The organism is Actinomyces sp. (assembly GCF_030530635.1).
GTDB lineage: Bacteria > Actinomycetota > Actinomycetes > Actinomycetales > Actinomycetaceae > Actinomyces.
In genome coordinates, this window is sequence record NZ_JAUMUL010000052.1 from 1 (window position 1) to 14,388 (window position 14,388).

The following is a 14,388-nucleotide window of genomic DNA, read 5'->3' on the forward strand; positions in this document are numbered from 1 at the left end:
GTAGTTACGTGCCGAGTTCGGTAGAAGTTACGTGCCGAGTTCGGCAGATATGGTTCCGGACTGATCGACACCCGAACGAGACTTTCTGTCTAGGATGTCCCACAGACGGCAGGGACGGCGTGCCCTCCTGCCGGTTCCGCTTCGCCCCAACCCCGAGGAGACGCCAAATGGCTCCGACCGATCCCGTCCAGCGCCTCGGCAGCGCCTATGTGCTCGATACGCGCATCGGTGCCGGAGCACAGGGAGAGGTATGGCTGGCCCACCGCACCGAGGCGCCCGACACCCGGCTGGCGGTCAAGCTGCTGCGCGCGGACCTGTTGGAGGACGAGGGCGTGATCGAGCGCTTCATCAGGGAGCGAGCCACCTTGATGCGAGTGTCGTCCCCGTACGTGGTGGGGGTGCGTGACATGGTGGTGGAGGGCAGCCGCTTCGCGATCGTCATGGACTATGTGAGCGGGGGCAACCTGCGGCATCTGCTGAACGATCGGGGTGTGCTGGCGCCCGCGGAGGTGGCGCGTGTCGGAGCGTGCCTGGCACACGGCCTGGCAGCTGTCCACGACGCCGGTATTGTCCACCGCGACATCAAACCCGCCAACGTGCTCATAGACTCCGGTCTGGCCGCAAGCGGTGCAGGGGAGTGGACACCCCGGCTGGCCGATTTCGGCGTCGCCCGCATCTGCGACACGGTCGCCTCCTCCCACGCCACCGGCGCCATCGGTACGCCGCTGTACATGGCGCCCGAGATCCTCGACCCCGCGGCGCCGACGCCCGCCGCCGACATCTACTCTCTCGGTGTGCTGCTGTACGAGGCGGCCAGCGGGACCACCCCGTTCGTCGGCGCTCCCACCCAGGTGCTGGCCCAGCACGCCCGCCGCGCTCCCGGCCGCCCCGATGGTATTCCGGATGTGCTGTGGAGCGTGCTGGAACGCATGCTCATCAAGCAGCCGACCGCCCGCCCGGGCGCTCGGGAGGTCGCCGCCCTGTTGGAGTCCGCTGCCCCCGCCCTCGGGGGTATCGCCCCCGCCCCGCGGCTGACGGCGCCCCCGCCATCGGCGGCGGCCGCGGCTCCCTACGTGTGGGCCGACGACGCCGCACCCGGCGTCCCGCCGACGCCCACCGCGGGCGGTGGAGCCGGCGTTTCGACGCCCCCCACGGCCCCGCTGGCGGTGTCACCGACCGTGGTCTCAGCGGGCGAGCCCACACGTGTCGCCGAGGCCCAGGCGCCCGCGGAAGCCGATATTGAAACCCGTATTGCCGGCGCACCGCACTCAGTGTCCCCCACGGCGCCGTCGTCTCCGTCGGCCGGTTGGGCGCCTCCGGACACGGTCGGTGGCTCCGGCGGCCGACGGCCTGCCGGACGGGGCGGTAAACGGGGGATGCGACGGGTGCTGGTACCCGGGCTCGTCGTAGTCGTTCTGGCCGCGGCCGTGGGCGGAGTACTGCTTTGGAGGCAGCGCTCCGCCTCCACATCAACCGCCACGGCCGTCGCCGCGCTGCCCGCCGAGGCCAAGACGATTGAGCTGCAGCGGATCGCGGATGCCGATCGTGTGCGTCTGGCCCCCGATCGCGGCGCTCTGGCGGCGCGGACCGGTTACCAGCACTGGTCGCTGTACGACTTGGACGCTGCCGGACAGGCGCCGGTATGGTCCGGCGACTGCGATTCGGCGGAGTTCTGGACCGACAAGAGTTTTCTGTGCGTCCAGGACAAGACCGCGCACCTGATCGGCCTGGACGGCACTGACGAGACTAACGCCGTCTCGCTCAAGGGTCGTACCCATCTGGGGACCAGCGGGGACGCCGCCATTGTCGTTGAGGGCGATTACTCCGGCTCGCTGGTGGCTCTGGACGCGGACGGCCAGCAGCTGTGGAGGCGCGACGGCGGCTTCCGGGAGGCGCAGGTGACTGCGGGTTTCGTGGTCACCTACGAGACCGGTTCTCGGCGACTGCTCGTGCTTTCGGCGGACACCGGCGAGGTGCTCCTGTCCAAGGCGGCCGAGGACACGCCCGATTTCGACTCTGCTCGGCCCGGAGGCGTAGGCGTCGACGTCGGCACGCAGGCCTTCTACGTGATTGAAGGCAATACCGCCACCGTTTACGATGCCACCGGCGCCGAGGTCGGCAAGGTTGACGGTGCGGGCACCCGTTCGGACTGGGTGGTCTCCGATGAGGTCACCGCGGAGCAGCTGGTGGCGCTGCTGCGCAGCGCCACCGACCAGGGCGGCGTGCGCGTGCGCGGCAGTGCCGGGGAGGCGGGTGTGGACGTCAATACGGTCGCCTGCACGGCGACCGGCCCCGGAGCGGTGGCGTACGCCGTGCCCGAACGCACCGACGGCGAGGCCTGTGTCATCACTCCGATGGGCCTGGTCGGCGGCGACGACGGCGTGCTGTTCGTCATGGGACAGCCCTCGTCGCGCACGGAGGCCACCGGTGACAACTTGATCGCCTACGATCTCGACTCCGGTCAGCAGCTCTGGCGGGTGGCCGGCACCCTGGTGTCGGTTCTCCCGGCGTCGGACAACGCCGCCGGCAATGCCGCGGGGATGCCCCGCATGCTCGTATCCGAGGGGGACGATCTGGTCGTGCACGGCTTCACCAAGGGCTGAGATCCAGACGCCGGGTCCCTCAGGCCTGGGAGACCGGGATGTCGGTCAGCCGTGCGGCCAGGTTCTTGCCGGGCAGGTCCAGGGCTACGGTGTCCGTTCCCGGATACGGCCAGACGACCGGCAGGCGCTGGGCCTCGCCGCGTACGATGTCGCGCACGGTCCGGTTGGTCACCGGAACGTAGTCGCCCTCGGCGTTCAGGTAGTTGGCCGCCAGGTAGCGCGTGTCTCCCGCCAGGAGAGTCGGGTTGTGGACGGCGCTGGAGGAGGTCGGCCAGTGCAGGATCTGCAGTTCGTTGGGCAGGGCGAACAGGCTCACGGTGATGTGCACGTCCTCCTGCGTGCTGAGCAGGAGCGAGCCGGTGACGTAGTCGCCGACGCGGGTCACGGACTCCATCGAAAGGTGGACCGTCTGATCATTGATGCGTACGTCGACGCCGTCGGCGCCGCTGCCCACCGGGCCCACGGAGCGGGGCATCTGTCCTGAGGCTGCGCGGGGCGGGCTGGTCTGTGGGCTCGCCGGCGTTGAGAGGGCAGTGGCCTCCGCCGGGTTCTTCGGCTTCAGCACCACTTCGACCCGCCGGTTGGCGGCGCGCGCATCGTCCGAAGTGCCCTGTGCCCGAGGCTTGGACTCGCCCTTGCCGGCGATGGTGGTCTCCCAGCGCGACAGGTCCGTCAACCGGGCCAGCCGGTCGGCAACCGCCTGGGCGCGCTGCTCGGACAGGGTCTGGTTGTAGTCCTCCTCGTCAACATCATCGGTGTGTCCGGTCACTGACAGCTTCCCGCCGGAGGGATAGCGCGTCAGTTGCTCTACCACCTCGGCCAGGACCTCGTCGGCCTGCGCGGACAGCTCCTTCGAGTCCGATCCGAAGGTCACGTCTCCGGAGACCGTCACCGTGGTGGACTCTCGGTCCGCCTCAGTGTCGTAGGAGCCGTCGGTGGCCGTCACCAGGGAGCTGAGCCGGTAGGGACCGGGATTGGCCTCGCGGTCGATCTTGGCCACGCTGAGCATTTCACCCACCTGGAAGCCGGCGTCTTCGGGGCCGACCACCGGGACTCCCACCGCCACACCGACGCTCGGGAGAAACAGCTCTACGGTCTGGACGCCGTCGTCGACCGCATCGAATACCGGGAACAGCTCCACCGAGGACAGGCGGGAGATGGGATCGCGCATCCCATCGGTGCGGTCGCCGAGTTCCGGGAACACCAGGGACTGGCGCAGCGACAGCAGCAGCATCCCACGCATGGAGAAGGGGGAGGAGGGGCCGCTGAAGGCGGAGGAGAGGGTCAGCTCGGTGTCGGAGTCGGTGGACACCTCCACCCGCACGATGGTGTAACCGTCTTGCACGGTGGCGGGGCCGACTCGGAAGGTCGCCGCCACGCCGTCGAGGGCCGATTCCAGGGCGACGGCGCCGGTTGCGTCGGCGGTCGGCACCGGGGGTGCGCTCACGGTCGGGGATTCTGCGGAACCGGCCGGATCAGCGGTTGAATCCGCCGTCGAACGTAGCGGGTTCTTGGAGCAGGCGGCCAGGCCGGCGCCCGCCGCGCACACCGACAAGATGGAGAGCATGGAGCGGCGGGGAAGACCGCTGGGACCCGGAGTATGGGGGAACCGGACTATGGACTGCATGATGTGCCTTTCTGAAGTGATCGGTTTTCAACTGAGCTGATGTGAAGACGCTATTGCAGTTGCGCGGTGGCCGCTATGGGCAGAAGTGGACGTGTACCCGGGTATACCCGGGCAGTACCCGGGTAGGTGGGGAGACCTACCCATGGCGGCGGCGTGGCGGCGTCGTTACGTTTGTGGCGTTCCTGTTCTCCACCGGAAGGCGTCCATCGTGTCCACGGTTCGCACCTGTGCGCCAGCTTCCCCGTGCGTTGTCTCACGCATCCTGCCCTATGCCCACTGGCGGATTCTGGGGCGGCGCTGGGGCGCAGTCAGGGGCGCCGGTCCCTGGGAGAATGCCTCACACCCCTTTAGCCTGCCTGCGAGCGTGCCGATCCGTGGTCTGCCTGGGCCGGGACGTGCGCTCGGGGAGGGCGTCTCCAGCACCTCCTCATGCGCGCGTTGGAGGAAGGCATGGGACACACCGGCACGTTGGTGCCCGGAAATCTGGTCGCAGTTGCGGCGCTCGGGACGGCGGGAGTCATCGTGCTCCCGTATCTGCCTACGCCGTTGGCCGGGACGCTTCACGTGGGTTCGCTGCTCGCGGTCCGAATACTGCTGCTCGCCGACGCGGTCTGGGCACTGCTCGCCTGCGGCGCAGGCCTACTGTTGCTCAGGCGACGGGGCGTCGACCGCGGCCTCCGGGCCGCGCACGTGGTCGCATACGCATTCATCATCCCGGCGGGTGTGGTCTGCGTGCACGTCTTCGGGGGAAGCATCCTTGATGCCACGCTGGCCGAGACGCTCGGCGCCGTTATGGTCGGTGCGCTCGCGCACCTGGTCCGTAGTGGCAGCAGCAATATGCCACAGGGCGGCCGAGGCTGGACCGACCGGGGTCAGAGGCTTGGTGGGGGCCTACGCTACTAGCGTTCTACACTCGATGTGGCAACCATCTCGTAATAATCGCTTTACGCATACGCCGGTAGCCCGTTATGGTGGCCGATATCTGCGTTGCTCGGATGTGATCCGGCATGTTGACCTTTCCACCCCAATGCATCCCGAGGGAGCCCAACCGTGATTCTCGTTTCCGCCGTTGCCGCCGGTGATCCGGCTCCCGATGAGTGTCGGATACTGTCGTCGCTCGACGAAGCCGTAGACGTGCTCGCGTCCACCTCAGGCGATTCCATCCTGGTGTGCTCCCGCGAGGCTGCGGCACGCCCGTCGCTCGTCGCCAGGGAGGTGCTGGCTCGCGCAGACGTCGCTCTGGTTACGGTTGCAGGCTCCCCCACGCAGCAGGCCCTCGTTCTGAGAGGCTTGTGCCGGCTGCCTCCCTCCGCTTACGGCCTGGCGCAATCTGTGGCGGACGCGGTGCGTGCTCAGTGCCGAACCCGGGCGGCCATGTCCTCCGTCACGCGGTTGTCGCAGGCCCGGCCGAGCCTGATGCAGCATGTGCGCAGCTTCTTTCCCGGAGCCTCCTTCGATGTCGACCTGGTCGACGGCGATGTGCATTCCGTCAGCCCCATCGAATGGAACGTTCAGGACGCCGGGGACATCTGTTGGGCGGCATGCCCGGACCTGGAGGGTCTGCCGGTGTCATTGGTGGGCGGCCAACCGACGGTGGTGCTGCCGCCAGCGGCTGACTCCCCTTACGGGGCGCGCAGGTGGGCCGAGGTCTCCACGGTTGAGGACTTGCAGTTGGCGGTCAGTCGCGCGTTGACGGCCGTGCGCGCCATCAGTTGTGGCGCCTGCGGCAGAACCGTCCCGATTGCCGGATGCCCCTTTTGTGGCACCTGGATCCGTCCGCCTGCCCCCGCTGTTACAACCCCTACTGTTGAGAGGCGATTGCCATGAACCCACGCCAGCGGCGAGGAGTGCTTCTGCTCCTGGTGACGCTTTTAGGTGCGGCGCTGACCTTCGTCGGTGTTGCGGCCTATGTCAGCTCGGTATCCTCGCAGGTTGGGCCGATGACACAGGTGCTGGAACTTACCACCGATGTTGAGGCGATGCACAAGATCACCGAGAGCGATGTTGAAGTCGTCGAGGTGCCGAAGCGGTGGGCTCCGGATAACGCGGTCTCCTCCTACGGGCAGGTCGAGGGGCTGGTAACAGTGGGCGCGTACACCACCGGTTCGGTGCTGCAGACGGGCATGCTCACCAACCCGCCCGGACTGTCCGAGGGCAATCGTGAGGTGGCCATCATGGTTGACGCCGAGACGGGCGTTGCCGGACGCATATCCTCGGGCGACTACGTGGACATCATCGCCACAGTGGAGGATGAGAGTACCAAGGAGCGTACCGCCCAGGTGGTGGTGCAGAACGCGCTCATCATCAATGTGGGCGTGGCGACGACGGTCGAGTCCGAGGATTCCTCCGGTGCCTTCTCAGAGAGCCGGGCCGTGCCGGTCACCTTTGCCCTTTCCACCACGGACAGTCTGAAGGTCGCCTACGCGGAGAGTTTCGCCGTCAAACTCCGGCTGGCGCTGCGCGGCACCGGGGACAACCTACCGCTGACCGACGATCAATCGGCCTACAGCGCTCCGGTGTCCGCGCCGGCTGACGCCGCGGATCCCAACTCACCCGCCATTGAAGGCAGTATTGAAGGGAACCAGCCATGACCCAGGCTCTACTGATCAGCTCGGAACCGCTTACTCCGGCGGCGGTGACGGCCGTACTTGAGGAGCTGGACGGGTTCTCCACACCGATCGTGCTCGCCTCCGTGGCCCAGGCGCGGCTGGAGTTCCAACGGCGGGACATCGACCTGGTACTGGTGGATGAGTCGGCTGAGGACGGGCAGGGGCTCGCGGTGCTGCGCGAGATGGCGGCGCTGGCGCCGCTCGTCCCGGCGTGCCTGCTGACCACCAAGATGGATTCTGACGGGGTATTGCGCGCAGTCGACGCCGGTGCCAGGGCGGTGCTGCCCCTGCCGCCGTCAGTGGAGCACTATGCGGAGCGTCTGCGGTCGCTTTCAGCCTGGACTCGCGCCGCACATGGTTATGTGGAGGAGGAGCGGGAGACCCTGGGGCGTCCGGTGGGGCGCGTGGTGGCGCTCATCGGGGCGAAGGGTGGCGTGGGCACGTCCATAGTTTCCCTGGCGGCCGCCAAGGCCGCGGCGGGGAGGGGACGCACGGTGCTGTTGGACCTGGACCTGCGGGGTGGAGACCTGGCCTCCTACTGTGGCATCCGGGTGCGGCACTCGGTGGTGGACCTGGTATCCGTGGCGGCCGAGATCGGGGGACGTGAGGTTTCTGAGGTCGCCTATCCGGTCCGGACCGGTATCGAGCTGCTGCCAGCGCCGGAGCACGGTGAGATGGGTGAGGAGATGACCGAGGCGGCCGCCCGGCAGATTGTGCAGGCCCTGCGCTACCAGTACGACCACGTGGTCATCGACTGCGGCTCCCGTCTGGATGAGGGAACCGCCGGTGCGATGGAACTGGCGGACACGATCGTGGTGGTGAGTACCCCAGAGGTGCCCGCGCTGCGGGCTGTGCGTCGTTTCAAGGAGACGCTGGAACGACTGGAACTGGCACGCGCCACGCCATTGCAGGTGGTGCTCAATCGCACCTCCCGGAACAATGAGATTCAGCCCGCCGGGGCCGCCAAGCTCATCGATTCACCCCTGTTGGGTACGTTGCCGGAGAGCACGCAGCGTCTGGAGCCCGCGCTGAACACGGGGACGCTGCTGGAGCTGGATCTGCCCCAACTCACGGAGATCGGACAGGCAGTAGCGGAACTACTCGCCCCCGCCGCGGCCATTACTGCGGTGGAGGCGGCCAGCACGGCGGTTGGTGTGCCCGGTCCCCAGGGAGGCGCCGCGGAACTGCCGCCGGCTTTCACGCCGGGAGGTGCGCCGCCAACGACGGTTCCCGCCGCCCCACCGCCCGCGGGTGATGTGCCGCCGGCGTCCCAGGGGCGGCGCGCCAGACGTGCGGCTGAGCGTAACGAGGACTCGCGAACTGGCAGGCGGCTGCCCTTCGTCGGTGGGTGGCGCCGTCGGGCGGCGGCCGAATCCGCTGAGCGAGGGGCCACTGCGGTGGAGTTCGCCGGCGCCTTCATCATTGCGCTGGGGGTGTTCTTCCTGTGCTTTGAACTGCTGCTGTTCGGAGGCGTGTCCCTCGTGGCGCACAACTCCGCGCAGGAGGCGGCCCGTAACTTCGCCGTCGGCATGTCGCACCAGCAGGTGGTGGCAGCGGTATCGGAGCGCATGCCCGGTTCGCTCGCCTCCGGACTGAGCGTGACCACCTCCGGCTCCGACGTGCGGGTCAGCATTGAGATTCCCGGAATGATTCCCGGCATCGGACCGGCGGTAGGCACTGCGCACGTGGAACGGGAGAGGTGAGTGGTGATGACAACAGCGAAGCCGCGTATGACCGGGCGGCTGAAGCAGCACCTGCACGGGCGCGATGAGGGGCAGTCCGCGATTGAACTCGCGGCATTCATCCCCATCGTGTTGATCGTCCTCATCATCCTCAGCCAGGGGATCGCTGCCATGATGGCGGCCTCCCATGTGTGTGACGCCGCCAGGGATGGTGCGCGGGCTGGCGAGCGGGGTGACTCCGTGTACGCAGCGGTAACCGCGTCCATGCCCGATTGGATCGACCTCGATTCGATCACCGCCTGCGGCAGGGGTTGTGTGCGGGTCGCCGGAAGGGCGCCCATCGGCATCCCCGGGGTTGTAGAGGTCACCCACGTACAGCTCAGCTCCGAGGCCACCTTCCGGCAGCGGGAGGGATCCTCATGGCGCTGAGAGACCGCGTGGCCCCCGAGGCCCTCACCGATGAGAACACCGAGCTCGTCAAGCGCTTCCGCGCCCGGCTCCTCGAGGAGATCAACATCGAGGAGGTCACCAGCCTGGAGATGCCGCAGAAGCGGGCACGCCTGGAGCGCGTGCTCGCCCGCATCCTCTCGGTTGAGGGCCCGGTCATGTCCACCCGGAACCGTGCCCGCCTCATTCAGCGCATTGTCGATGACACGGTGGGGCTGGGCGTGCTCGAACCGCTGATCGCGGACGACTCGATCACCGAGATCATGGTCAACGGCGTCCACGACCTGTTCGTGGAGCGCAACGGGCGCATTGAGCGGATTCCGGCGGCCTTCACTTCCGAGGAGGAGTTGTACCAGGCGATCGACCGGATTGTCTCCACGGTCAACCGGCGTGTGGACGAGTCCAGCCCCATGGTGGATGCCCGCCTGGTGGGTGGTGAGCGCGTAAACGTGATCATTCCGCCGCTGGCGCTGGACGGACCGACGATGACCATCCGGCGTTTCCCCCGCCCCTTCCGCATGCCCGACCTGGTGGCCCGGTCATCCCTGCCCAAGGAGGCGGCCGAACTGCTGAACATGATGGTGCGCGCACGCCTGAACATCCTGGTCTCAGGCGGTACCGGCACCGGTAAGACCACCTTCCTCAACGCCCTCTCAGGACTCATCCCGGACCGGGAACGCATCATCACGATCGAGGACTCCGCCGAGCTGTCTCTCCAGCAGAGCCACGTGGTCAGGCTGGAGGCGCGTCCGGCCAACTCCGAAGGCAAGGGACAGGTGACCATCCGCGATCTGGTGCGCAACTCGCTGCGTATGCGGCCGGACCGGATCGTGGTTGGTGAGGTCCGTGGCGGTGAGACCATGGACATGCTCCAAGCTATGAACACCGGGCACGAGGGCTCGCTCACCACCGTGCACGCCAATTCCGCGCGCGATGCGCTGAGCCGTCTGGAGACCCTGGCCAGCATGTCCGATCTGGAACTGCCCGTGGAGACGGTCCGGGACCAGATCAACAGCGCCATCGACGTGATCATCCAGTTGGAGCGGGATACCTCCGGTGTGCGCCGGGTGCGGCAGATCGAGGTGGTCACCTCCGAGCACCGGGACAACTACGTCACTCAGCCGATCATGCGCTACACCGAGACCCGCTCCCAGGGCGGCGTCTTCCGCTTCCACGCCCTTCCCGAGGCGACGGCGTCCCGCCTGGCCCTGCTGGGCGAGTCTCTGCCGGGGTCATTCGCCGGAGGTGCGGCATGACACCATCGGTACGGATCATTCTGCTGACGCTCATCGCCACCCTGGTGTTCGGGGTGTGGGGAGTTACGGTGCTCCTGGACGAGTCCGGGCGCCGCCGCGCCCTGTGGGAGGAGACCGTCGGCGCGCGTGCCACCGGTTCGGAGCGGATCAAGTTGATGGAGCGGCGGCTGGCCGGACGCGGCCCGCTGGGGGCTCTGGCCCGGCGGATGACCACCGCGGGTGTGAGTTGGTCACCGTTGTTAACGGTTACGGCGATTGCCGGCGCGATGCTGGTGGTGATGATCGGTGGGCGTCCGCTACTGGGACGAGTCGCCAGCACCATACTTGCGCTCATGCTGCCGCTGGTGTTCTGGCAGTGGCTCAGCCGGCGGCGGGCCAAGCGTAAGGAGAACTTCATTGCGCAGCTGCCTGAGCTGGCGCGAGTGGTCGCCAATGGCAACTCGGCGGGCTTGTCGATCGGGCGCTGCCTGGCCATGGCCGGGCGCGAGCTTGCCGAGCCCGCCGGCGCGGAGATGCGGCAGGTGGCCCAGCGCCTGGACCTGGGGGTGAGCCTGGATCGGGCGCTGCACGAGCTGGCAGAGCGGTTGCCGTCGCGGGAGATCGACGTGCTGGTGCGCACGATTGTCATCCAGTCCCGCACCGGAGGTGCACTGAGCGATGCGCTGACCGACATCTCGCAGACGCTGGAGGACCGCAAGGAGCTTCGCCGTGAGGTCGGTACCGTGATCCTCGGTGCCTCGGTTGCCGGATATACGGTGATGGGGATCGGCATGGGAGCCATTGTGCTGCTGAACATGATCCAGCCCGGCCTGCTTGATGAGATGGCGGGAAGCATGGTGGGGCGGATCATCATGCTGGTGGCGGCCGCCTTCTTCGCGGTGGGATTCGTGCTCATGCGGGCCGTATCCCGGGTGGAGGTGTAGGCATGGCCGCGCTGTTCGGAATGCTCGCTGCCTGCATGGTGCTGCTGGGCGCGCAGGGGGTGCGCATGGTGCGTGCGTCCCTGGTGGAGGACCTGCTGGCCTCCGGTGACCAGGCCGCAGCGGAGGCGGCTCAGCGCACGGGACCGTTCACCCGGATCGTGGACCTGCTGGGCCGCATGACTCAGAGCATGCTGCTCGATCTCTATGGCTCGGAGCGGATCAAGCGCCTGGCCTGGCAGCTGCGCGCAGCGGGCCAGCCCGCGGAGGTGACGGCGCAGACTTTCATCCAGCGTGAGGCCGGCTTCGCCAGCCTGGGGCTGGTGCTCATGGTGCTGGCCGCACTCAATGGGCAGACGTTCATGGGTGTGGTCCTGTGCGTGCTCTTCGTTTGCTGGATGCACGCCTGGCTGCTGCTCACCTTGCGGCGGCGCCAGGAGCAGATCGAACGAGATCTGCCTGATTTCCTGGATGTGTTCGCCGTGACGGTGTCGGCCGGACTGCCCTTCCGGGTCGCGTTGCAACGCGTGTCCGAGCAGCACAGCGGGGCGCTGGCGGAGGAGATGCGTCTGACCCTGAGGGAGATGCAACTCGGGGTGCCCCGCCGTCAGGCGCTTGAGGGGTTGCGTGAGCGTACGCGTTCGGAGAACGTGTCTTCGTTCGTAACCGCGCTGCTGCAGTCGGAGGAACTGGGTACTCCGCTGGAAGAGGCCCTGCGACAGATCTCCAAGGAGGTGCGACGCGAACGCGGTCAGCAGGTGCGCAGGCAGGCGGCCAAATCGCAGCCCAAGGTGTCCCTGGTGGTAACCATGTGCATCGTTCCCGGAGCCATTGTTCTCATTGTGGGCGGAATGCTCGTCAGCAATCTTGATGCGATTACGGGGCTGTTCAATGGGTGAGGGAAAGGTGATTGCGGAAGCGGCGTTGGCGCCCACCGTGCGTCTGCTCAGTGATATCAGACTAGTCCTGCTACTTCTGATGGCGGCGGTCTGCAGGTTCGACTGGGCGGTCTTCCTTACTGTCGCATGCGCGGTTCCTTGCAGCTTCATTCTATTGTTCCGATGGGGGCGAACAACCCGTCGCGTCGTAGCGGGCGTGTATTTCGTTGCGTGGGACGGGATTGCGGCGCTTGTGCTGCTGATAATTGGGTTCCAGCATGCCGGTACGTCGGCTGCGTTGGCGCTAGGCTACTTGCAAGTTTCGGCGTTACTCATGGGAATGGTCGCCGGAGATCGCGCCCTGGCAGCCTGGTGTGCTTTAGTCGTCGTCGGTGTATTCGAACTTATTCAATATGCCCCCGACCTCTCAGCGATGATGATCGTTGCCGCGGGCGCGGCGCTGGTGCTTGCCTTGCTCGGGCGCAGGCAGACGCAGCAGGTTGGTAGAGTCGAGGTTATGGCCGCGGACGCGGCGGAGGCGCGCTCCCGGCAGTCGGCAGCCGAAGAACGTTTAGTGCTGGCTCGGGATCTGCATGACACGGTGGCGAAGTCTGCCGCCGGTGTACGTATGTTGGCGGAGGCGCTGTCAGCTGATCTAAGGCGCCAAGAATCAGAGTATGCACGTGACGCCAGTAATCTGTTCGATGCCGCAGATGCATTGAGCGCCGAGGCGCGCTCGGTCTTGGACGAGTTGCGTTCTGCGCCTGCGGGAGATCTGCGTGGGCAGCTGCGTGAGGACGCCGAGACCTGGGCGAGCCGTGTAGGGACAGATGTGTCGGTAGACGTGTCCGGTGAGGAGATGGTTGCTGACGCAGAGCTGAAGTGGCAGGTTCAAAGGGTCCTCGGCGAATTGCTGGCGAATGTGGAAAAGCACGCCAAGGCGACCGTGGTCAGTGTCCGTATTGAAGGAGAAGACACGCTCCAGCTCACGGTTGAAGACAACGGTGTCGGTCTGCCCCGGAGGATTTTGGAGGATCAGTCCAACCTGCGCGGTTCGGGACACTATGGACTCTGCGGGGTACGGGAGCGCCTCGCGGCGATTGGCGGCCGTCTCACTCTCACAGCTACTCCAGATGGTGGAACGCGCGCCATGGCGCAGATCCCAAGGGCGATCTCGTCAAACGAGAAGAGTTCACTAACAACGGCAAGGATGACAGTATGAAGGTGCTCGTGGTTGATGACAACATGATTGTTCGCATGGGGCTCAGGCGGGTGCTTGAGCACATCCGTGACGTCGAGGAGGTGGAAGAGGCGGCCGACGGCGTGGAAGCGATCGAGGTGGCGCGGAGCTTCGAACCCGATGTGGTGCTGCTCGATGTACGCATGCCGCGCATGGGCGGGTTGGAGGCACTGCCCGCGCTTGCGGAGCAGGCCAGCGTGATCATGATGACCTCGGCTGACGACGCTGAGACGATAGCCTCGGCGATGGAAGGCGGTGCCAAGGGTTATCTCATACACGCGCGCCTGGGGGTAGAAGAAGTTGCCGCTGCGATTGCAGCATGCCGGGGCGGAGGCATGGTCCTGGGACCAGGTGTTGGTGACAAGCTCAGCCTCCAAGCCGCGTCCGTGTCCGCCAAGAGCGAGCCGCGCGCTAACCCGTTGGCTGAGCGACTGACCGAGCGTGAGGCCGAGGTTCTGGAGGCGGCAGCGCGGGGCATGAGCAACCAGGACATCGCTGCGGAGCAGTTCTTGTCCGCTCGTACGGTCAAGAACTACATCAACTCCGCGTACGTCAAGCTGGGCGTGCACAGCCGAGCCGAGGCGATCATGCTATGGAAGGAGGCGGAGGGCTCCTGAAGCGGGGACAGAGGTGGGGGCGCTTCTCGGGGCGACTGCCCCTATTCGGGGGGCGCACGGCGTCCGTAATGTTGACAGCGTCAACGGGAACGAACCCCGGAGTCAACGATCCGAGTCAGCAGCTCGGAACTCTTCAACAGGAGGAATCATGTCGAACTCAGTTCTCGCCGCTCAGGTCCGCGCTCGCCTTTGGCTGGATGATCTCAAGACTCGTGTGTCTGACTCTGAGGCAGGACAGGGTGCTGCGGAGTATGCGGGTGTGATCGTGATTGCGGCAATTCTGATTGTCGCAATTGCTACCGCGATCAACAACGCGCAGGTTGGTACCACGGTTACGAACAAGATCCAGGAGATTCTTAACCCGACCGGTGGCGGTGCTGGCGCCGGTGGCGGTGCTGGAAGCTGACGGCGTGGATGACGCAGCGGTGCCGCGCGCAACCAAAAATATCGCGCGGCAACCCATCGCGGTTTAGGTTTACTGATACCGAAATATAGCCATATGTTGGCTC

The 14,388-nt window shown here is 66.6% G+C and carries 13 protein-coding genes; 12 read left to right on the forward strand and 1 reads right to left on the reverse strand.

Annotated elements, in window-relative coordinates:
• The first annotated feature begins 167 nt into the window (after window positions 1-167).
• A complete protein-coding gene (locus Q4A20_RS11255; RefSeq protein ID WP_303123010.1) occupies window positions 168-2,603 on the forward strand; it encodes a serine/threonine-protein kinase in 2,436 nt (811 codons plus the stop codon).
• Window positions 2,604-2,622: 19 nt separating this feature from the next.
• Here the strand turns inward: Q4A20_RS11255 and Q4A20_RS11260 are convergent, their stop codons facing one another.
• A complete protein-coding gene (locus tag Q4A20_RS11260; RefSeq protein WP_303123012.1) occupies window positions 2,623-4,230 on the reverse strand; it encodes an OmpA family protein in 1,608 nt (535 codons plus the stop codon).
• A gap of 429 nt (window positions 4,231-4,659) precedes the next feature.
• Here Q4A20_RS11260 and Q4A20_RS11265 point away from each other — a divergent pair, with 429 nt between their 5' ends.
• From Q4A20_RS11265 to Q4A20_RS11315, 11 genes are all read left to right on the forward strand, one after another.
• Window positions 4,660-5,133: a hypothetical protein gene (locus Q4A20_RS11265; protein ID WP_303123013.1), complete on the forward strand. Its 474-nt coding sequence runs from the start codon at window positions 4,660-4,662 to the stop codon at window positions 5,131-5,133.
• Window positions 5,134-5,280: 147 nt separating this feature from the next.
• Window positions 5,281-6,057 (forward strand): hypothetical protein, encoded by a 777-nt coding sequence (locus Q4A20_RS11270; protein ID WP_303123015.1) that lies wholly within the window; start codon window positions 5,281-5,283, stop codon window positions 6,055-6,057.
• On the forward strand, window positions 6,054-6,821 hold the full coding sequence (cpaB, locus tag Q4A20_RS11275; RefSeq protein ID WP_303123017.1) for a Flp pilus assembly protein CpaB: 768 nt from the start codon (window positions 6,054-6,056) through the stop codon (window positions 6,819-6,821). Before Q4A20_RS11270 ends, cpaB begins: the two co-directional genes overlap by 4 nt.
• A complete protein-coding gene (locus Q4A20_RS11280; protein ID WP_303123019.1) occupies window positions 6,818-8,542 on the forward strand; it encodes a CpaE family protein in 1,725 nt (574 codons plus the stop codon). Before cpaB ends, Q4A20_RS11280 begins: the two co-directional genes overlap by 4 nt.
• Before the next feature lie 6 nt (window positions 8,543-8,548).
• Window positions 8,549-8,950 (forward strand): TadE/TadG family type IV pilus assembly protein, encoded by a 402-nt coding sequence (locus Q4A20_RS11285; protein ID WP_303123021.1) that lies wholly within the window; start codon window positions 8,549-8,551, stop codon window positions 8,948-8,950.
• Window positions 8,941-10,224: a CpaF family protein gene (locus Q4A20_RS11290; RefSeq protein ID WP_303123023.1), complete on the forward strand. Its 1,284-nt coding sequence runs from the start codon at window positions 8,941-8,943 to the stop codon at window positions 10,222-10,224. The genes Q4A20_RS11285 and Q4A20_RS11290 overlap by 10 nt, the downstream gene beginning before the upstream one ends.
• Window positions 10,221-11,147 (forward strand): type II secretion system F family protein, encoded by a 927-nt coding sequence (locus Q4A20_RS11295; protein ID WP_303123025.1) that lies wholly within the window; start codon window positions 10,221-10,223, stop codon window positions 11,145-11,147. The genes Q4A20_RS11290 and Q4A20_RS11295 overlap by 4 nt, the downstream gene beginning before the upstream one ends.
• Before the next feature lie 2 nt (window positions 11,148-11,149).
• The gene (locus Q4A20_RS11300) at window positions 11,150-12,043 is read left to right on the forward strand and encodes a type II secretion system F family protein (protein ID WP_303123027.1); all 894 of its coding nucleotides are present in this window, start codon (window positions 11,150-11,152) and stop codon (window positions 12,041-12,043) included.
• Complete coding sequence (locus tag Q4A20_RS11305; protein WP_303123029.1) at window positions 12,036-13,244, forward strand: sensor histidine kinase; 1,209 nt, start codon at window positions 12,036-12,038, stop codon at window positions 13,242-13,244. Before Q4A20_RS11300 ends, Q4A20_RS11305 begins: the two co-directional genes overlap by 8 nt.
• The gene (locus Q4A20_RS11310) at window positions 13,241-13,879 is read left to right on the forward strand and encodes a response regulator transcription factor (protein WP_303123031.1); all 639 of its coding nucleotides are present in this window, start codon (window positions 13,241-13,243) and stop codon (window positions 13,877-13,879) included. The genes Q4A20_RS11305 and Q4A20_RS11310 overlap by 4 nt, the downstream gene beginning before the upstream one ends.
• 148 nt (window positions 13,880-14,027) lie before the next feature.
• Window positions 14,028-14,285, forward strand: a complete 258-nt coding sequence (locus Q4A20_RS11315; protein WP_303123033.1) for a hypothetical protein — start codon at window positions 14,028-14,030, stop codon at window positions 14,283-14,285.
• Window positions 14,286-14,388 lie beyond the last annotated feature (103 nt).